Annotated in this window: 15 protein-coding genes; 4 read left to right on the top strand and 11 right to left on the bottom strand. The window is 73.4% G+C overall.

Going from position 1 to position 19511, the window contains the following annotated elements:
• Window positions 1–90 precede the first annotated feature (90 nt).
• Genes JQN83_RS34175 through JQN83_RS21840 form a run of 3 tightly spaced genes read right to left on the bottom strand, consistent with a single transcriptional unit; the run spans window position 91 to window position 3633 of the window.
• Complete coding sequence (locus JQN83_RS34175) at window positions 91–1551, bottom strand: O-antigen ligase family protein (RefSeq protein ID WP_208569002.1); 1461 nt, start codon at window positions 1549–1551, stop codon at window positions 91–93.
• Between the two features lie 55 nt (window positions 1552–1606).
• On the bottom strand, window positions 1607–2593 hold the full coding sequence (locus tag JQN83_RS21845) for a dTDP-4-dehydrorhamnose reductase family protein (protein WP_208569001.1): 987 nt from the start codon (window positions 2591–2593) through the stop codon (window positions 1607–1609).
• Window positions 2590–3633, bottom strand: a complete 1044-nt coding sequence (locus JQN83_RS21840; protein ID WP_208569000.1) for a polysaccharide biosynthesis protein — start codon at window positions 3631–3633, stop codon at window positions 2590–2592. Before JQN83_RS21840 ends, JQN83_RS21845 begins: the two co-directional genes overlap by 4 nt.
• Window positions 3634–3854: 221 nt before the next feature.
• On the opposite strand from JQN83_RS21840, the gene JQN83_RS33860 reads away from it, so the two are divergent.
• The 3 genes from JQN83_RS33860 to JQN83_RS21825 are packed head-to-tail and all read left to right on the top strand — an operon-like array spanning window position 3855 to window position 7008.
• On the top strand, window positions 3855–4748 hold the full coding sequence (locus JQN83_RS33860) for a sugar transferase (protein WP_208568999.1): 894 nt from the start codon (window positions 3855–3857) through the stop codon (window positions 4746–4748).
• The gene (locus tag JQN83_RS21830; protein WP_208568998.1) at window positions 4745–5731 is read left to right on the top strand and encodes an NAD-dependent epimerase/dehydratase family protein; all 987 of its coding nucleotides are present in this window, start codon (window positions 4745–4747) and stop codon (window positions 5729–5731) included. The genes JQN83_RS33860 and JQN83_RS21830 overlap by 4 nt, the downstream gene beginning before the upstream one ends.
• 5 nt (window positions 5732–5736) lie before the next feature.
• Window positions 5737–7008, top strand: a complete 1272-nt coding sequence (locus JQN83_RS21825; protein WP_208568997.1) for a glycosyltransferase family 4 protein — start codon at window positions 5737–5739, stop codon at window positions 7006–7008.
• On the opposite strand, the gene JQN83_RS21820 is transcribed toward JQN83_RS21825, so the two are convergent.
• Together JQN83_RS21820 and JQN83_RS21815 are read right to left on the bottom strand one after the other, a co-directional pair.
• Window positions 6971–7405: a hypothetical protein gene (locus JQN83_RS21820; RefSeq protein ID WP_208568996.1), complete on the bottom strand. Its 435-nt coding sequence runs from the start codon at window positions 7403–7405 to the stop codon at window positions 6971–6973. The two genes, JQN83_RS21825 and JQN83_RS21820, sit on opposite strands and share 38 nt — an antisense overlap.
• A gap of 31 nt (window positions 7406–7436) precedes the next feature.
• Window positions 7437–9908 carry a Tex family protein gene (locus JQN83_RS21815; RefSeq protein ID WP_208568995.1) on the bottom strand — a complete coding sequence of 824 codons (2472 nt, stop codon included), beginning with the start codon at window positions 9906–9908 and terminating at the stop codon, window positions 7437–7439.
• A gap of 258 nt (window positions 9909–10166) precedes the next feature.
• Between JQN83_RS21815 and JQN83_RS21810 the strand changes: the two genes are divergently transcribed.
• Entirely contained in the window at window positions 10167–11678 is a 1512-nt protein-coding gene (locus JQN83_RS21810; protein WP_208568994.1) for a deoxyguanosinetriphosphate triphosphohydrolase family protein, read from the top strand.
• A gap of 22 nt (window positions 11679–11700) precedes the next feature.
• Here the strand turns inward: JQN83_RS21810 and JQN83_RS21805 are convergent, their stop codons facing one another.
• From JQN83_RS21805 to JQN83_RS21780, 6 genes are all read right to left on the bottom strand, one after another.
• Window positions 11701–12846 carry an MBL fold metallo-hydrolase gene (locus JQN83_RS21805; protein WP_208568993.1) on the bottom strand — a complete coding sequence of 382 codons (1146 nt, stop codon included), beginning with the start codon at window positions 12844–12846 and terminating at the stop codon, window positions 11701–11703.
• Between the two features lie 178 nt (window positions 12847–13024).
• Window positions 13025–14044 (bottom strand): serine hydrolase, encoded by a 1020-nt coding sequence (locus JQN83_RS21800; RefSeq protein WP_208568992.1) that lies wholly within the window; start codon window positions 14042–14044, stop codon window positions 13025–13027.
• A 78-nt stretch (window positions 14045–14122) separates the two neighbouring features.
• A complete protein-coding gene (locus JQN83_RS21795; protein ID WP_208568991.1) occupies window positions 14123–15142 on the bottom strand; it encodes an SDR family NAD(P)-dependent oxidoreductase in 1020 nt (339 codons plus the stop codon).
• On the bottom strand, window positions 15139–16323 hold the full coding sequence (locus JQN83_RS21790) for a zinc-dependent alcohol dehydrogenase (RefSeq protein ID WP_208568990.1): 1185 nt from the start codon (window positions 16321–16323) through the stop codon (window positions 15139–15141). The genes JQN83_RS21795 and JQN83_RS21790 overlap by 4 nt, the downstream gene beginning before the upstream one ends.
• A 492-nt stretch (window positions 16324–16815) precedes the next feature.
• Window positions 16816–17577, bottom strand: coding sequence for a succinate dehydrogenase/fumarate reductase iron-sulfur subunit (locus JQN83_RS21785; protein ID WP_208568989.1), 762 nt, complete (start codon window positions 17575–17577; stop codon window positions 16816–16818).
• Window positions 17574–19511 (bottom strand): fumarate reductase/succinate dehydrogenase flavoprotein subunit, encoded by a 1938-nt coding sequence (locus tag JQN83_RS21780; RefSeq protein WP_208568988.1) that lies wholly within the window; start codon window positions 19509–19511, stop codon window positions 17574–17576. The genes JQN83_RS21785 and JQN83_RS21780 overlap by 4 nt, the downstream gene beginning before the upstream one ends.

The raw sequence follows: 19511 nt of genomic DNA, 5'->3' as shown, positions 1-19511 counted from the left end.
CGTCGGGTGAGCTCAGCGCAGCACGGTCGGGTGATCCCTGCGCAGCGCCGTCGGGTGAGGTGAGCTCGGCGCAACGCCGTCGGGTCGATGTCAGCGCAGCACCGGCACCGGCCGGCGTGGCACGGCGTCCACCGGGGCGTGGACCTGGTGCGGGTGTGCCGGCGCGGGGGAGGGCTCGACGCCGTCGTCCGCATCGGCCCGGCGGTCGGGCAGGTGCCGCAGCACACCGGCGGCCACCAGCCAGAACACGTACGGGTAGGTCTGCCCGGTGCCGAAGATGGCCGACTCGGTGATCTGGATCAGCACCCCGGTGACGACGAGCCAGACCAGACCCGAGTCGGCCCGGCGCACCGGTGCCCGCAGCGCGACCCGCCCGACGGCCAGCAGCAGCAGCGCCAGCGGCGCCACGGCGGCGAGCCCCAGCTCCAGCAGCAGTTGCAGGTAGCTGTTGTGCACCACGCTCACCCCGGTCCCGAGGGACTCGTCGAGGCTGGCGAGGGCGAACAGGTGGTTGCGGGACGCGTACCCGAAGCCCAGGGTGGGGCGGTTCTGCCACCACAGGTCGAGCGTCGCCTGCCACATCTCGGTGCGGCCGTTGGACAGGTCGCCGCCGGTGGGGTCGGTGAAGCGGAGCACGAGCTGCCGCATCCAGGGGCCGGCGAACAGAATCGGCAGCAGGTTGAACAGGTACGCCACCAACAGCCCGGCGGCCAGCCCGGCGGCGATGCGGACCATCCGGCCCAGCCCGTGCCGCAGCACGACCCAGAGGGCGCCGACGAGCACGGCGATCAGCCCGGTGCGGGACTGGGAGAGCAGCAGACAGGCGACGGCCGGCACCATGCCGAGCAGTTCCGCCCGTCGCCGGGACGCCCGGTAGACCGCCCAGCCCAGCGGGGTGGTCAGGGCACAGACGATGCTGAGCATGTTGGGGTTGTTGTAGAGGCCCTCGAAGCGGTCGGTCTGCGACAGCGCGGCGACGAGGGTGCCGTCGGCGAGCCCGAGGCCGAGGCTGAGCAGGGCGGAACCGCTGAGGACCAGGTAGACCACGCGCAGGTCGGCCAGCATGACCGCCCGGTCCGCCCACCGGCAGCGGATCAGGACGTGCACCAGCGCGGCCAGCAGGAGCAGCGCCACCCCGCGTTGGAGAGTCTCCAGCGGCACCACCGACCAGGTGAAGCTCAGCGTGGCGAGTCCCGCCATCGCCCAGAGCGCGCCGATGAGCAGGCGGGTCCACGGGTCGAGCCGGGTCGCCGCCGCGCCGGGGGTGCGCAGACCCCAGAAGGTCAGCGCGGCGACCGCCGCGTACCGGGGATAGAAGCTGGCCTCCACCAGGGACGGCAGCTTGGACGAGGCGCAGACCAGGAGCACCATGGTCAGACCCAGCAGCCACCGCCAGCCGTCCATCTGCTGCGCGAGGGCGAACAGCGCGAGCAGCAGCAGAGCCACCGCCCCGACCGCCACCATCGGGACGTTGACACTGGCGACGGTGGTGACCACCGCGACGACGAACGCCCCGACGATCAGGCACAGTTGACCGACTCGGTTCCCCACGTGATGTCCTCTGACTCCGGCAGGCCGGCGGTGCCGGCGGTGGTCGTTTGGTCCGTCAGCGCGGGACGCCCGCCAGGCCCGGCCGGGCCCGGTCGAGCGCCCAGCGGGACCGGGCGGCGTGCATCGCCGCGATCATGTCCGGCCAGCTCGGCGGACGGTAGCCGGTGACCTGGGCGAGGGCGTCCGCGCACATCGACCGGTCGCAGACGAACTCGTCGTCCGGCACCAGTTCGCCGGGCCATCCGTACACCTCGGCGACCAGGCGGAGCAGGTCGTACTTGGCGATCGGTGCGGCGGCGACGTGGTAGAGGCCGGTCAGCTCCGCCCGGGGCAGGACCACGGTGCGCAGCAGCCGGGCGAACTCCACGGTCGTCACCCCGCTGTAGATGGCCCGGGTGAACCCCCGTACCTGGCTGCGTCGGGAGAGGAACCAGTCGACCAGGGAACGGTTCGTGCCCAGCTCGTGCCCGACGATCGAGGTACGCAGGGTGAGGGCCGACGCTCCCGACGCCTCGCCCAGCAGTTTGGACCGGCCGTAGAGGTCGGGCGGGTCGGGCAGGTCGTCCTCACGGTAGCCGCCCCGGCGGCCGGAGAAGACGCAGTCGGTGCTGACGTGCACGAGCCGGCTGCCGAGCTGTGCGCAGGCGTCGGCCAGCAGGTGGGGCAGGAGAGCGTTGAGGGTGACCGTGGGCACCGCGTCCTGCACGTCCGGTCGCTGCTTGATGACGCCGACGCAATTGACGACGACGTCCGGTCGCAGCTCGTCCACGAGCCGCCGGACGTCGTCGAACCGGGTCACGTCCACGGCCGCGACGATGCGGGCGAGCAGGTGCGCGGGGAACCACCCCGCCCTGTCGTCGATGGTGCGGGCGAGGCCGTGGACGTCGAGATCCGGGTCGTCGGCGAGTTCGCGCAGCACGGCGTGGCCGAGCATGCCGGTGACGCCGACGACGAGGACCCGGCGGGCCGGGCGGTCGGCCTGGTGGTCGCTGCGCCGCCGGGGCACCCGGTCGGGCCGACCGGTGTCGGCGGCCGCGCTCATGTCGTCACCATGGCCGCTGCGTGGGCCTGCACCTGCGCGCGCACCTCGGGCAACGTCATCAACAACGACTCGATCTCCGGTACGGACAGCCGGCGGGCGTTGTGCGAGTGGAAGTCGGCCAGGCCACCGTGCTCGACGTCACCCTCCTCGAAATAGAGGGAGTAGTTGAGGTCGCGGCTGTCCACCGGCACCCGGAGGAAGTCGCCGAGGTCCTCGGCGAACGCGAGTTCCTCCCGGCTGGCCAGGGTCTCGTAGAGCTTCTCCCCGTGCCGGATGCCGAGCACGGTGAACTTCGCCGGCACCCCGAACAGGTTGCACAGGGCGGTGGCGAGGTCGCCGATGGTGCAGGCGTCGGCCTTGCGGATGAAGACGTCCCCCGGCTGGCCGAAGGTGAACGCGTGCTCCACCAGATCGACCGATTCGGGCAACGACATCAGGAAACGGGTCATCGTCGGGTCGGTGACCGTCGGCAGGCCGCCGCGCAGGATCTGGTCGATGAACAGTGGAATCACCGATCCGCGCGAGTACATGACATTGCCGTACCGCACGCAGCAGACCCGGGTCCGGGCCGCCGCGTTGTTGCGGGAGTGGGCCTGGGCGACCTTCTCCATCAGCGCCTTGGTCATGCCCATCGCGTTGACCGGATAGACGGCCTTGTCGGTGCTCAACAGGACCAGCGTCTCCACCCCGACCCGCTCACAGGCGTCCACCACGTTGGCGCTGCCGAGCACGTTGGTGCGGACCGCCTCGAGGGGGAAGAACTCGCAGGAGGGCACCTGCTTGAGAGCTGCGGCGTGGAAGACGAACTCCATCCCCCGGGCGGCCTTGAGCACGCTGTCGTAGTCGCGGACGTCGCCGACGTAGTAGCGCACCCGGTCGTTGCCGAGGCGGTGCCGCATCGCGTCCTGTTTCGACTCGTCCCGGCTGAGCACCCGCACCTCGGCGGCACCGGCGTCGAGCAGTCGGGAGACCATTGTCTGGCCGAACGACCCCGTGCCCCCGGTGATCAGGAAACGCCTGTCCGAAAGCGAGGGAAGCATATCTCCTCCTGCCTGTTTCCCGGCGGACCATCCTCGGGAATCGCGATCTCGTCAAAGGTGACCATACTGTTGCAATAACGAGACCGGGCGGGCTTCCGGTAAAGGGAGGAACAATCATGTTTCATCTTTGCCGGGGATGCTGCGCACTCCATTGTCGACCTGTCCGGGGTGGCGAATGTGAAAGCGCGGATCGTCCTTCGTAAAGGTGGTAGGTGTGTTTCATGCCCAAAGTTGCTGTCCATACGGCACCACCGCGAGCCGGGGCCGACGGGCGGGGAGCCACCCCGACACACCGGCGGCCGTACGACCGCTGGAAGCGGTTGTTCGACGTGCTCGGCGCGCTCGTCGTGCTGACCGTCGGCGCACCCCTGCTGGCCCTCGTCGCCCTGGTGGTGCTCGTGACGCACGGGCGGCCGGTGCTGTTCCGGCACACCCGGCCCGGCCTGCACGGCGAACTGTTCGACGTGGTGAAGTTCCGCACCATGCTCCACCCCGACCCGGACCGGGGGCTGGTGACCGACGCCCAACGCCTCACCCGGGTGGGTCGTTGGCTGCGGGCGAGCAGCCTCGACGAGTTGCCCGAGTTCTGGAACGTGCTGCGCGGCGAGATGAGTGTGGTCGGTCCCCGTCCACACCTGGTGCGCTACCTCGACCTCTACAACGCCGAGCAGGCCCGCCGGCACGAGGTGCGGCCCGGCATCACCGGGCTCGCCCAGGTGCGCGGGCGCAACGCCCTGAGCTGGGAGGCGAAGTTCGGCTACGACGTCGAGTACGTCGACCGACGCTCCTTCCTGCTGGACCTGAAGATCCTGCTGACCACCGTCCGGGTGGTGCTCACCCGGGAAGGTATCTCGGCTCCCGGCGCCGCCACCTGGCACGAGTTCACCGGCAACGCCCCTGCGCCCGCCTCGGCACCGACCGATGACCGGGCGAACGCGTCGGCACCGGCCGACGCCCGCACGGACGCGTCGGCACCGACCTACGCCCGGCCGGACGCGTCATCCCCGGCCGACACCCGGACGGACGCGTCGTCGCCGGTCTACGTTCAGCCGGTCGACGGCCCGGGGCCCGTGTCGTCGCCGGTCGACGACCGGGACGCCGCGTACCGCCGATGAGCCGGGTGCTGCTGCTGGGCGCGGGTGGTTTCCTGGGCCGGCACATCGGTGCCGCACTGGCCGGGCACACCGACCTGCAGTCGCCCACCCGGGCGCAGTGCGACCTGGTCCGGATGGACCTGCCGGAGCTGACCGCGCTGGTCGCCCGGGAACGACCGGACGTGGTGGTGAGCGCGGCCGGCCGGATCGTCGGTTCCGGGCTCGACTTCGTGCGGGCGCACGTCGTGACCACGGCGAAACTGGTCGAGGCGGTGGCCGTCGCCGCACCCCGGGCCCGGCTGGTCCGGATCGGCTCGGCCGCCGAGTACGGCGTCGTGCCGCACGGCCTCGCCGTCGCGGAGGACCACCCGGCCGCCCCCGTGAGCGAGTACGGGCTCAGCCACCTGGCCGCGACCCGCCTGGCCGAGCTGGCAGGCGACACCGGCCGCCTCGACACGATCGTGCTGCGGGTCTTCAACCCGGTCGGGCCGGGGATGCCGGCGGGAAACATGCTGGCCCGGGTGACCGCGATGGTCCGCGCGGCGGCGGCCGACGGGGCGGGCGACCTCGCTCTGGGGCTGCACGACACCTACCGGGATCTCGTCGACGTGCGGGACGTGGCGGCGGCGGTGCTGGCCGCGACGCGGTGCGCCGCGCCCACGCAGCGGGTCGTCAACGTGGGCAGCGGACGTGCGGTCGCGACGCGCGACGTCGTGCGGCTGCTGGCCGACGTGGCCGGTTTCCCCGGGGAGATCCGGCCGGGCGGCTTCCCGCCCGACGCCACCCGCTCGGCCGCGGTGCCGTGGATGTGCGCCGACCTGGACCGCGCCCGCCGGGTGCTCGGCTGGGCCCCGGTCCACGACCTGACCGAATCACTGCGCGCCCTGTGGGCGGCCGACGGCGTGCGGCCGACCGGCCCGGCAGCTGACGGCGTGCGGCCGACCGGCCCGGCGACCGACGGCGTGCGGCAGACCCGCCCGGTGGCCGGCGTGGCGGCGGGGTGACAACGATGCGGATCGGCCTGCTCACCCAGTGGTTCGACCCGGAACCGGGCCCGGCGGCCCTGCCCGGGATGCTCGCCCGCGCTCTCGCCGACCGGGGGCACGAGGTCCAGGTGCTGACCGGTTTCCCGAACTATCCGAGCGGCCGGCTGGCCCCCGGCTACCGGCTGGCCCGCCGGGTCGACGAGACCGACGGCCCGGCCCGGGTCCGCCGGGTCGCCCTCTATCCCAGCCACGACCGTTCCGCGCCACGTCGGTTGGCCAACTACGGGTCCTTCGCCGTCTCCGCGCTGGTCTCCGGCACCCCGGTGCTGCGGGGTCTGGATGCCCTCTGGGTCGGCAACTCGCCGATCAGCGTCGCCCTGCCGATGTGGTTCACCCGCTACGTGCACCGGGTGCCGGTGCTGCTGCACGTGCTGGACCTGTGGCCCGACAGTGTGCTGGCCAGCGGCTTCCTCGGCGCCGGTCGGGTGTCACGGACCGTCGAGCGGGGGATGGCCGCCTGGTGCGGTGCGATGTACCGCAGCGCCGCCCGGGTCGCCCACGTCTCCCCGGGCGCCGCCGAGCTGCTCGCCGGCCGGGGGGTGCCCCGGGAGAAGCTGGTGCACATCCCGATGTGGGCGGACGAGACCCTGGGCGTCCGCGCCACCGACCTGCGCGCCGACCTCGGACTCCACCCCGACCAGGTGGTGCTGGTGTACGCGGGCGCGCTCGGCGAGGCGCAGGGGCTCGACTCGCTGATCGACGCCTGCGCCCGCAGCGGCGACCCCCGCCTGGTCTGCCTGATCGCCGGTTCCGGCACCACCGAGGAGCGACTGCGTCGGCGGGCCGAGGCGGTGGGGGCGGCGAACGTCCGCTTCCTCGGGCAGCTGCCCCGGGACCGGATGCCCGCGTTGATGGCCACCGGTGACGTCCACTACGTGAGCCTGCGGCCCGGTGGCATGTCCGCGTACACGATGCCGAGCAAGGTGCAGTCGACCCTCGCCGCCGGGCGGGCGCTGCTGGTCGCTGCGGAAGGCGACGCCGCCGCGGTGGCCCGGGACAGCGGCGCGGGCATCACCGCCCGCCCCGGTGACCCCGACTCGATCGCCGACGCCCTGCGGGAGGTCTGCGACCTGGGCCGGGAGAAACTGGACCTGCTCGGGCAGGCCGGCCGGGCGCACTACGACCGGATGTTCTCCGTCGCGACGGGTGCCGACCGGGTCGAGCGGACCCTGCACGAGATGGTGGCCGCCGGGCCGGTCAGGGCCAGTCGTCGCCGGCGGCCAGCCGACGGGTGAGCAGGTCGGCCAGCGGGACCGACTCACCGTCGCGTCCGCCCCGGCCGACGACCAGGGGCGGCCGGGCCGGTGGCACGTCCACGCCGAACAGTCTGGCGCGTACGCCCGGCGGCACGGTGAGCAGGAAGAACCGGCCGTCGACGGCGACCGCGCGCAGGCCGGCCCGGTCGACGTACCAGCCGGTCAGGCCGGTCCGGTAGCGGCCCCGTCCGTCGTAGCCCTGAGCCACCAGCCGGGTGGTCCGCAGCCCCCGCCGGGTCGCCTCGGCCGTGAACCGGGCGACCAGTGCCTCGGCCTGCGCGTGCTCACCGTCGCGTTGGCGGGCGTCGGCCGCCGCGTGCGCCCGCGCCGCCCGCTGCTGCTGCTCCCGCCACCCCGAACCGCCGTCACCACCCATGCCGCGACGGTACGCCCACCCCCTCGACCGCTCAGGCCAGGCCCGCCCGGCGCAACGCTTCGGCCATCGCGTCGTTGGCGGGTGCCGGTGCGGAGCCGCCCCGACCCTGCCGTTGCGGCGACCCGCCCCGGGACCCGCCCCGTTGCTCCCGCTGGCCGCCTGCCCCGCCGGACCCGCCGGACCCGCCGGACCTGCCCGCGCCGCCGGACCCGCCCGTGCCGCTCCGCCGGCCGCCCGGCGCGTCACCGCGCCCGCCCTGGGGGGCACCGCGTTCGCGACGCTGCCCGTCGGCCGCCGGTCGGTCACCGCCGGTCGGCACCTCGTCGTCCAACCGCAGCGTCAACGAGATCCGCTTGCGCGGCACGTCCACGTCGAGCACCTTGACCCGCACCACGTCACCGGACTTCACCACGTCGCGCGGGTCCTTGACGAAGGTGTGCGACATCGCCGAGACGTGCACCAGGCCGTCCTGGTGCACGCCCACGTCGACGAACGCGCCGAACGCGGCCACGTTGGTGACCACACCCTCCAGCAGCATCCCGGGGGTCAGGTCGCCGATCTTCTCCACCCCCTCGACGAAGGTGGCGGTGCGGAACTCCGGTCGCGGGTCCCGGCCGGGCTTCTCCAGCTCGGCGAGGATGTCGGTGACGGTGGGCAGGCCGAAGGTGTCGTCGACGAAGTCGGTGGCCCGCAGCCCGCGCAGGATGGCCGACTTCCCGATCAGCGAGCGCAGGTCCTGCCCGGTGCTGGCCAGGATGCGGCGCACCACCGGGTACGCCTCCGGGTGCACGCTGGACGAGTCGAGCGGGTCGGTGCCGCCGGGGATGCGCAGGAAGCCGGCGCACTGCTCGAAGGCCTTCGGGCCGAGCCGGGCCACCTTCTTCAGCTCGGCGCGGGTGCGGAACGGCCCGTTGGCGTCCCGGTGCAGCACGATGTTCTCCGCCAGACCCGCGCCGATGCCGGAGACCCGGGTCAGCAGGGGAGCGGAGGCGGTGTTGACGTCCACCCCGACCCCGTTGACGCAGTCCTCCACCACCGCGTCCAGCGAGCGGGACAGCTTCACCTCGGACAGGTCGTGCTGGTACTGGCCGACGCCGATCGAGCGCGGGTCGATCTTGACCAGTTCGGCCAGCGGGTCCTGGAGCCGCCGGGCGATGGAGACCGCGCCACGCAGCGACACGTCCAGGGTGGGCAGCTCCTGCGAGGCGTACGCGGAGGCCGAGTAGACCGACGCGCCGGCCTCGGAGACCATCACCCTGGTCAGGCCGAGCTGCGGATGCCGCGTGATCAGGTCGGCGGCGAGCTTGTCGGTCTCCCGGCTGGCGGTGCCGTTGCCGATCGCGACCAGCTCCACCTGGTGCGCCCCGGCCAGCTTCGCCAGCGTCTCGATCGAGGCGTCCCACTGCCGGCGCGGCTCGTGCGGATAGATCGTGTCGGTGGCGACCACCTTGCCGGTGGCGTCCACCACCGCCACCTTCACCCCGGTGCGCAGGCCCGGGTCGAGACCCATGGTGGCCCGGCTGCCGGCGGGGGCGGCGAGCAGCAGGTCGCGCAGGTTGGTGGCGAAGACCCGGACGGCCTCCTCCTCGGCCGCCTGCCACAGCCGGGTGCGCAGGTCGGCCCCGAGGTGGATCAGGATCCGGGTACGCCACGCCCAGCGCACCGTGTCGGCCAGCCACCGGTCGGCGGGCCGACCAGCGTCGGTGACACCGAACCGGCCGGCGATGGCCGCCTCGTAGCGGGTCGGGCCGGTCGGCGGGGCGTCCGGGTCCTCCTCGGCGTCGGGGGCCATGGTGAGGTCGAGCACGCCCTCCTTCTCCCCCCGGAACATCGCCAGGATGCGGTGCGAGGGCAGCTTCGGGTACGGCTCGGCGAAGTCGAAGTAGTCGGCGAACTTCGCGCCGACGGCCTGCTGCCCGTCGCGTACCCGGGAGACCAGCCGGCCCCGCGACCACATCTGCTCACGCAGGGTGCCGATCAGGTCGGCGTCCTCGGCGAACCGCTCGATGAGGATGGCCCGCGCCCCGTCCAACGCGGCGGCGACGTCGGCCACCCCACGCCCGGCGTCGACGAACCCGGCGGCCGTCTCCTTCGGGTCCCGGGTGGGGTCGCCGAGCAGCGTGTCGGCCAGCGGCTCCAGCCCGGCCTCCCGGGCGATCTGCGCCCGGGTCCGCCGTTTCGGCTTGTAGGGCAGGTAGATGTCCTCCAGGCGGGACTTGGAGTCGGCCGCCATGATCTGCGCTTCCAGCGCCTCGTCCAGCTTGCCCTGGCTGCGGATCGACTCCAGGACCGCGGCCCGCCGCTCGTCCAGCTCCCGCAGGTAGCGCAGCCGCTCCTCCAGGGTGCGCAGCTGGGCGTCGTCGAGCAGGCCGGTGGCCTCCTTGCGGTAGCGGGCGATGAACGGCACGGTCGCGCCGCCGTCGAGCAGCTCCACGGCCGCCCGCACCTGGCGCTCGGCGACGCCGAGCTCGTCGGCGATCCGCTGATGGACTGACTGGGTCACGATGTTGATCCGCCTTCGTTTCGGGTTCCCTGCTGCATTCTGCCGCCCACCCCCGACGCCGTGCGCCACCCCCGCCGGGACGGTGCCGTCGGTCGCCGCCTGCCCGGCCGCGACCTATCCGGCAGCCGCCTGCCCGGCCGCGACCTGCCCGGCCGCCGGGCGCCGTCTGCCGGCCGGCGTGCGCCGCCGGGTCCCGCCCGTCGGCGGCCCGGTGCGAGCCGGCGCGGCCGGGCGGTCGGCTGCGCTAGCGTGGCGATCATGGAGCAACCTGCGGATCCGCGTGCCCGCCGCCTCTTCGGCGGCAGTGCCCGAGCCCTCGGTGACCTCGCCGCGAGCCCGTTCCGGGCCGACCGGGACCGGATCGTGGCCTCGCCCTTCTTCGCCCGCCTCGGTGGGGTGACCCAGGTGATCAGCCCGGTCGGCTCCGGACTGCTGGTGCACAACCGGCTCACCCACAGTCTCAAGGTGGCACAGGTGGCCCGGGCGATCGCCGAGCGGTTGACCGCCGACCCGACCCAGCGGGGCCTGCTGGAGAAACTGGGCGGCTGCGACCCGGACGTGGTGGAGGCCGCCGCCCTCGCCCACGACCTCGGTCACCCGCCGTTCGGGCACCTGGGGGAGCGGGTGCTGGACCGGTTGGCCCGGCAGCGGCTCGGGCTGGCCGACGGATTCGAGGGCAACGCGCAGTCGTACCGGATCGTCACCAGCACCGAGATCCGGGGGGCCGCCACCACCGGTCTCGACCTGACCGCCGCCGTGCGGGCGGCGATGCTGAAGTACCCGTGGACCCGGCTGGACCACCCCGACCCGCACCCCCGGCACCTGCGTCCCGCCCCCCGGGGCGCCGCCGCCCCACCGGACGACCCGGACAGCGGCTCGGCGAAGTTCGGCGCGTACGGCACGGAACTGGCCGACCTGCGACAGGCCCGCGCCCCGTTCACCGGGCGGATCGCGCAGTGGCAGCAGACCGTCGAGGCGTCGGTGATGGACACCGCCGACGACATCGCGTACGCCATCCACGACGTGGAGGACTTCTACCGGGTGGGGGTGCTCCAGCAGGGCACCGTCGCCGCCGAGCTGATGGCCTGGCAGCGCGAGGGCGGGCACCTGCGCGCGGTCACCGACCCGGTGCTGACCGGTGCCGCCCGCCGGCCCGGCGCGGCGATCGAGGCGCTCCGCCGGCAACTGCACCGCAAGGACGGCTGGATCGCTGACGACGACGCATTCGCCGCCGCCGTCGAGCACGTCCGCGAGGAACTGGTGGACGGGCTGCTGGCGTTGCCCTTCGACGGGTCGATCGAGGCGGAACAGTACGTGGCCAGGTTCTCCGCCCGGTGGACCACCCGGCTGGTCGACGCGATCACGGTGACCGCCACCCCGGACGTGCGCTCCGGCCACGTGCAGCTGGCCCCGGCGCAGTGGCACGAGGTGCAGGTGCTCAAGTTCGTCCACCACCGCTTCGTGCTGGCCCGCCCCGACCTGGCCCTGCACCAGCGGGGCCAGGCCCGCCTGCTGGACACCCTGGTCGACGCGCTCTGGCAGTGGCTGCTCGACCCCGAGGAGGAGTCCCGGCTGCCCCGCCGGCTGCCCGACCTGGTCGAGCTGGCCGAGGCGGAGCTGCACCCGCGTACCCCCGACCGGATCGGCCGGGCCCGCGGCCGGGCCATCGTCGACTTCGTCGCCCAACTCACCGACGGTCAGGCCGTAGCGATGCTGGACGTCCTGTCGGGTCGCTCCGGGGCGCTGTGGACCGACGCCTTCGTGCTCTGAGCGGCGGGCGGTGGGCGCGCGGTCAGGCGATGGTCTGCCACCAGCCGTCGACCGGCGGCGGGTCGGCCACCACCACCCGCTCGCCGGGTCGGGGCACCGCCAGCCGCACGCCGTGCGCCTTGGCCTCGGCCCAGAGCCGGTCCACCGGCTCGGACCAGTCGTGCAGGGCCAGGTTGAAGGTGGCCCAGTGCACCGGGACGAGCAGGTCGCCGCGCAGGTCGAGGTGGGCGGTGACGGCCTCCTCGGGGAACATGTGGATGCCCGGCCAGGCCCGGTCGTACGCGCCGATCTGCATCAGCGTCACGTCGAACGGCCCGTGCTCCGCGCCGATCTCGGCGTACCCGTCGAAGTAGCCCGAGTCGCCGGTGTAGAAGACCTTCCGGTGCGCCCCGGCGACCACCCACGAACTCCACAGCGTGCCGTCCCGCCGCAGCCCCCGGCCGGAGAAGTGCTGGGCGGCGGTCGCGGTGATCTCCAGGCCGCCGACCCGGTGCCCCTGCGACCAGTCCAGCTCGACGATCCGGTCCTCCGGCACCCCCCACCGGTCGAGGTGCGCGCCGACGCCCAGCGGCACCAGGAACGGCGCCGACTGCCGGCGCACCAGCTCCCGGACGGTGGCCATGTCGAGGTGGTCGTAATGGTCGTGGGAGATGAGGATCGCGTCGACGGTGGGCACCTCGTCGAGGCGTACCGGGGGCTCGTGCAGCCGCTTCGGCCCCACCGCGGCCGACGGCGAGCACCGGTCGCTCCACACCGGGTCGATCAGCACCCGGTGCCCCTCGATCTCGACCAGGGTCGAGGCGTGGCCGTACCAGACGATGCCCAGCTCACGGTCGACGTCGGTGGTCGGGGCCGGGGCGGGCCGCACCAGCGGGACCGGGGCGGTGGGGCGGCGACGCTGCTGGCCGAAGAGCAGCTCCCGCAGCAGGTTGCGACCGGGGTCACCGCCGGGCATGGTGCGGGTGGCCACCCGGTTGTGGAAGGTCCCGTCGCGGAACTGCGCCGACCGGGCGGCCCGTTGCGCGCGTGCGCCGGTCAGCCGGCCGCCCAGCGCCGCCGGCACGTCCCGCGCCGTCCAGGCCAGGCCGGCGACCGCCGCCAGCCCCGCCACCTGCCACAGCCGACCGCCGAGCCTCCGCTCGACCGCGCGTTGCGCTGGTTGCCCCATGTGTCGTCCCCCTCGCCGGTGTCCCGCACTACACGGTAGTCACCACCGGCGGCTCCCGCCCACGCCGACCCTCGGACCGCCCCCGCTTCCCCGGGCCGGCCGGTGGGGGTCGGGGCCGGGGGCGGCCCGGACGCCGGGCCGTGGGAGGTCCGGGTGGTGGGACGGACGGCAGGGCCGGTCAGCCGCCGTTGCTGGGTCGTTGCCGGGCCACCCGGTGCCGGGGCGCGTCCGCGGTGCCCCTCAGCTGCGCGGTGGCGTCCAGGAGGAACCGGCCGAGCCGGGCCCGGGCCTGCACCACCGGGTGGGTGGCGCCGAAGTTGTCCCGGTCGGCCTGGCCGTCGGCGAAGAGGACGTAGGTCAGCACGGCCGCCCCGGTGGTGTCGAAGACCACACCGGCCTCGTGCCGGGCGTCGACGAACCAGCCCGCCTTGGTGGCCACCCGGGCCCGCTCCGCCGAGGACATGGTGCGCCGGATGCCGTCGGTGAAGGCGACCGGGGCGCGCAGCAGCTTGAGTACGAGGGCGGTCGACGACGGCGACAGCAGGGTGCCGGCGACCAGGGCGCGCAGCAGCGCGTGCGTCTCCCGGGCGGTGCTGGTGCCCAGATAGAACCGGTGCGGGTCGGACAGCGGCTGCACCTGGGTGTTGGGGAAACCCTTGGCGGTCAGGGTGCGGTTGATCTCGGCGGCCGGGCAGACCAGACCGCACAGCCGCGACGCGGTGTCGTCGGAGACGGTGAGCAGGTTGGCCAGCACGTGCCCCACCGTCACCGAACTGGGGTAGGCGGTGTCCAGGACGAAGATGCCGTCACCGCCGGGCACCACGGTCGAGGCGGCCACCTCGACCCGCTGGTCGAGGGCGAGCAGCCCCCGGTCGATCTTGTCGAGCACTGCGACGGCCACCGCGATCTTGTTGACGCTGTACGCCTCGACCCGCCGGTCGGCGGACTCGGAGACCGCGACCAGCGGGGTGACCCCGTTCTCCAGGCTGAGGTGGACCTGCCAGTTGCCGCCGGTCAGCGACTTCTCCCGCTGGAAGGCCGCAGCGATCCTCGGGGCGACGAGCTCGGGGCTCGCCGCAGGGGCAGCGGACTTGCCGGGGCGGCCGGCGGCCGATGCCGGTGTGCCGACGAGTACCGCCCCGGCCGTGGCGGCCGTGCCGAGACCCAGCGCCGTCCTGCGGTTCACCCTGCTGGTCACGTCTCTCCCGTCGAGCGGTGCCCGGAGCTGTCTCCGGGCCACCACTCTAGGTGGGCGGACCGGCCCGTGGGGGGCTGCTCACCGCCGCCGACGCCGGGCCGCCCCACCCGCCGCGAGTGCCGTCCCGACCGCCAGCGCCGTCCCGGCCGCGACCGCCGCCCCCGCCGCGACCGCCGTCGCCGCCCGGCCGGTCGGGGCACCGGCCCGGCGCAGCAGGTCGGACAGCTCCGGCAGCCACCCGCCGCGGACGGCCGCGCCCGCCGGGTCCGGGGAGAAGACGACGCCGTCGTGCGGGGCGACCGGCTGCCCGGTCAGCCCGCCGCGCCGCATCAACGGCCCGACGAGCGCGTCGTAGACGCCCGGCAGGAGGGTGAAGCCACCCCGCATGAGCAGGTTGACCCGGCCCACCGACACCTCCCGGCGGGGCCGGTCGGCCAGGCGCGCGACGGCCCGGGCCACCCGCTGCGGGGTGGTGATCGGCAGCGGTGGCCGGCCGGCCCGCCCGAGGTAGTTCGCCGCCCGTTGGTAGACCGGGGTGTCCACGCTGCCCGGGGTGACCAGGCAGACGTGCACCCCGGGCAGGTCCCGGGCCTCCTGCTGCACCGAACGGACCAGCCCCTGAAGGCCCCACTTGCTGGTCACGTAGCCGCTCATGTAGGGGGCGGTGACGTGCCCGAGGACCGAACCGGTGAGGATCAGGGTGCCCCCGCCGGCCGCCCGGAAGCGGCGCAGCGCCACCCGGACGACGCCGGCCGCGCCGAGCAGGTCGGTGCGGACCACCTGGTCGAAGACCTCCGCCGGGATCTCCTCGAACCGGCCGTACGCCATCACCGCCGCGGTGTGCACCCACACGTCGATCCGACCGAACTCGCGTACCGCCGTGTCGGCCAGGGCGTCGAGCGCGTCGGCGTCGGTCACGTCGGTGGGCACCGTGCGTACCCGGTCCGCGCCGGCTGTGCGGCACTCCCGGCGTACCTCGGCCAGGCTGGTGGGGGAGCGGGCGGCGAGGACCAGCCGGTCCCCGCGCCCGGCGAACTCCCGGGCCGCCGCGCGGCCGATGCCGCTGGTGGCCCCGGTGACCACCACCACCCGACTCACGGAGCCAACACGACCTTGACGCAGCCGTCCTCCTTCTTCTGGAACATCTCGTACGCCTTCGGCGCGTCCACCAGCGGCACCCGGTGGGTCCGCAGGTCCTCCACGCCCAGCGGGTCGTCGTCGCCGGACAGCAGCGGCAGGATCTCGTCGGTCCACCGGCGTACGTGGCACTGACCCATCCGCAGTTGGATGCCCCGGTCGAACATCTCCATCAGCGGCATCGGGTCCACCTCGCCGCCGTACACCCCGGAGATCGAGACGGTGCCGCCGCGTCGCACCGCCTTGAGGGCGGCCTTGAGCACGGTCAACCGGTCCACACCCACCTTGTCGATCATCTTCTCGGCCAGCTTGTCCGGCAGCAGCCCGGCGGCGTGCTGGGCCAGCTTGCCGCTGGTGGAGCCGTGCGACTCCATCCCGACCGCGTCGATCACCGCGTCCGGGCCGCGCCCGTCGACCAGGTCGACCAGCGCGCCGGGCACGTCGTCGAGCTGGCTGACGTCGAGCGTCTCGATGCCGTGCCGGCGGGCCATCTCCAGCCGCTCGGGCACCAGGTCCAGCCCGATCACCCGGCCCGCGCCGAGGTGCCGGCCGATCCGGGCGCAGAACTGCCCGACCGGGCCGAGGCCGAACACGGCCAGGGTGCCACCGGGCGGGGTGTCGGCGTACTTCACCGCCTGCCAGGCGGTGGGCAGGATGTCGCTGAGGTACAGGTAGCGCTCGTCGGCCCCGGTCTGCGGGATGACGATCGGGCCGAACTGCGCCTGCGGGACCCGCAGGTACTCGGCCTGCCCACCGGGGACCGAACCGTAGAGGGAGGTGTAGCCGAACAGCGACGCGCCTTTGCCCTCGGCGGTCACCTGGGTCGTCTCGCACTGGGCGAAAAGCTGCCGCTCGCACATCCAGCAGTGCCCGCAGGCGATGTTGAACGGGACGACCACCCGGTCGCCGGGCTTGAGCCGGGTCACCCCGGAGCCGACCTCCTCGACGACGCCCATCGGCTCGTGCCCGAGGATGTCACCGGGCTTCAGGTACGGCCCGAGCACCTCGTACAGGTGCAGGTCGGAGCCGCAGATCGCGGTCGAGGTGATCCGGACGATCGCGTCCGTCGGCTCCTCGATCCGGGGGTCCGGGACCTCGTCCACCCGGACGTCGCGCTTGCCGTGCCAGGTCAGTGCCTTCATCGCTGCTGTCCCCTCTCCGTGCCGTCGAGGGGTCTGCTACCCGAGCGGGGAAGCTTGAACCGGCCACCGGCCAGCCAAGGTCGGCGGCCCACCGAGCCGTGATCGTCCCCTGCCCCTGCCCCTGCCCCTGCCTCGGCTCCTGCTTCTGCTCCTGCTCCTGCCCCTGCCCCTGCCGTGATCGTTCTCGGTCCTTGCCCGTGGTCGTCCCCGGTCTCCGTCGTGATCGCGCTCGATCCTGGATGTAGTGGCCTCACGGCGTGCGGAGGCCACTACATCCAGGATCGAGCCCGCAGCCCGCAGCCCGCAGCGCGGGGCGCGGGGCGCGGGGCGCGGGGCCCGTAGCGCGGGCGTGGGGCCCGCAGCGTGGGGCGCGCTGGGTGCGGGGCGTGGGGGGCGGAGGCGTGGGGGCGGGACGGAGCGACCGCCGCACCCCTCGGTCGGGGGTGCGGCGGTCGGAGGGTCCGGAGGCGGCCGGTCGGACCGTCGGCGGGGTCAGGAACCGGGGGTGTCGCCGCGCTTGGCGGTGGCGGTGAGGTAGTCCCGGTTGAGCCGGCCGATGGTGTTCAGCGGGATGCCCTTGGGGCAGACCGCGGTGCACTCGCCGGCGTTGGTGCAGCCGCCGAAGCCGGCCTCGTCGTGCGCGTCGACCATGCCGATCACCCGGGTGTAGCGCTCCGGTTGGCCCTGCGGCAGCAGCGACAGCTGGGTGACCTTGGCGGCGGTGAAGAGCATGCCGGAGCCGTTGGGGCAGGCCGCCACGCAGGCCCCGCAGCCGATGCAGGCGGCGGATTCGAAAGCCGCGTCGGCGTTGGCCTTGGCCACCGGGGCGGCGTGCGCCTCGGGGGCGCTGCCGGTCGGCGCGGTGATGTAGCCACCGGCCGCGATGATCTTGTCGAAGGCGTTCCGGTTGACCACCAGGTCCTTGATCACCGGGAACGCGCGGGCCCGCCACGGCTCGATGTCGATCGTCTCGCCGTCTTTGAACTGCCGCATGTGCAGTTGGCAGGCGGTGGTGCCGCGCTGCGGGCCGTGCGCGTCCCCGTTGATCATCAGGCCGCACATGCCGCAGATGCCCTCGCGGCAGTCGTGGTCGAACGCGACCGGCTCCTCCCCGGAGAGGATCAGCCGCTCGTTGAGCACGTCGAGCATCTCCAGGAACGACATGTCGGGGGAGACGTCGTCGACCGGGTAGGTCACCATCCGCCCCTTGTCCTGGGGGCCGGACTGACGCCAGATGCGCAGGGTCAGGTTCACTTGTAGCTCCGCTGCGTGGGGTGGACGTACTCGAACTTCAGGTCTTCCTTGTGCAGCACGGCCGGCTCACCGGTGCCGGTGAACTCCCAGGCCGCCACGTAGGCGAACCGGTCGTCGTCGCGCTGCGCCTCACCGTCGGGGGTCTGGTGCTCGGCCCGGAAGTGGCCGCCGCAGGACTCCTCGCGGTGCAGGGCGTCGATGCACATCAGCTCGGCCAGCTCGAAGAAGTCGGCCACCCGGCCGGCCTTCTCCAGCGACTGGTTGAGCCCTTCGCCGTCGCCCGGCACCCGGACCCGCTGCCAGAACTGTTCGCGCAGCGCCCGGATCTCGTCGATGGCCTTGCGCAGCCCGGCCTCGGAGCGCTCCATGCCGCAGTGCTCCCACATGATCTGACCTAGCTCCCGGTGGAACGAGTCCACCGTCCGGTCGCCGTTCACGGCCAGCAGCCGGGCGATCCGGTCCTCCACCTCGCGCCGGGCCTGCACCGCCGCCGGGTGGCTGGCGTCGACCTTCTCCCGGGGTCCGGACGCCAGGTAGTGGGCGATCGTGGTGGGCAGCACGAAGTAGCCGTCGGCCAGGCCCTGCATCAGTGCCGACGCGCCGAGCCGGTTCGCGCCGTGGTCGGAGAAGTTGGCCTCACCGATGACGAACAGGCCGGGGATGGTCGACTGGAGGTCGTAGTCGACCCACAGCCCGCCCATCGTGTAGTGCACGGCCGGGTAGATCCGCATCGGCACCTGGTACGGGTCCTCGCCGGTGATCCGCTCGTACATCTCGAACAGGTTGCCGTACTTGGCCTCGATGGCCTTGCGGCCGAGCCGGTCGATCGCGTCGGAGAAGTCGAGGTAGACCCCGAGCTTGGTCGGCCCGACGCCCCGGCCCTCGTCGCAGACGTTCTTGGCGGCCCGGGAGGCGATGTCCCGGGGGACCAGGTTGCCGAACGACGGGTAGATCCGCTCCAGGTAGTAGTCCCGCTCGTCCTCGGGAATGTCCCGGGGGGCGCGGTCGTCGTCCTTGTTCTGCGGCACCCAGACCCGGCCGTCGTTGCGCAGCGACTCGCTCATCAGGGTCAGCTTGGACTGGTGGTCGCCGGAGACCGGGATGCAGGTCGGGTGGATCTGGGTGTAGCAGGGGTTGGCGAAGTACGCGCCCTTGCGGTGCGCCCGCCAGGAGGCGGTGACGTTGCAGCCCTTGGCGTTGGTGGAGAGGTAGAAGACGTTGCCGTAGCCGCCGGAGGCGAGCACCACCGCGTCGGCCATCTCGGTGCTGATCTCACCGGTGACCATGTCCCGCACCACGATGCCCCGGGCCCGGCCGTCCACCACGACCAGTTCCAGCATCTCGTGGCGGGTGTGCATCTCCACGTTGCCCAGGCCGATCTGCCGCTCCAGCGCCTGGTACGCGCCGAGCAGCAGCTGCTGGCCCGTCTGGCCCCGGGCGTAGAAGGTGCGCTGCACCTGTGCGCCGCCGAAGGAGCGGGTGTCCAGCAGCCCGCCGTACTCGCGGGCGAACGGGACGCCCTGGGCGACGCACTGGTCGATGATGTTGACCGACACCTCGGCGAGCCGGTGCACGTTCGACTCGCGGGAGCGGAAGTCGCCGCCCTTGACGGTGTCGTAGAAGAGCCGGTGCACCGAGTCGCCGTCGTTGCGGTAGTTCTTGGCGGCGTTGATGCCGCCCTGCGCGGCGATCGAGTGTGCCCGGCGCGGGCTGTCCTGGTAGCAGTAGCTGCGGACCTGGTAGCCCTGCTCGGCGAGGGTGGCGGCGGCGGAGCCACCGGCCAGGCCGGTGCCGACCACGATCACCGTCATCTTGCGCCGGTTCGCCGGGTTGACCAGCTTGGCCTCGAAGCGGCGGGTCTCCCAGCGCTTCTCGACGGGGCCGTCGGGAGCCTTCGTGTCGGCGATCGGCTCGCCCTCGGTGAAGAGTTCCAT

The organism is Micromonospora antibiotica (assembly GCF_017599305.1).
Lineage (GTDB): Bacteria > Actinomycetota > Actinomycetes > Mycobacteriales > Micromonosporaceae > Micromonospora > Micromonospora antibiotica.
This window is presented reverse-complemented; position numbering and strand designations above follow the sequence as displayed.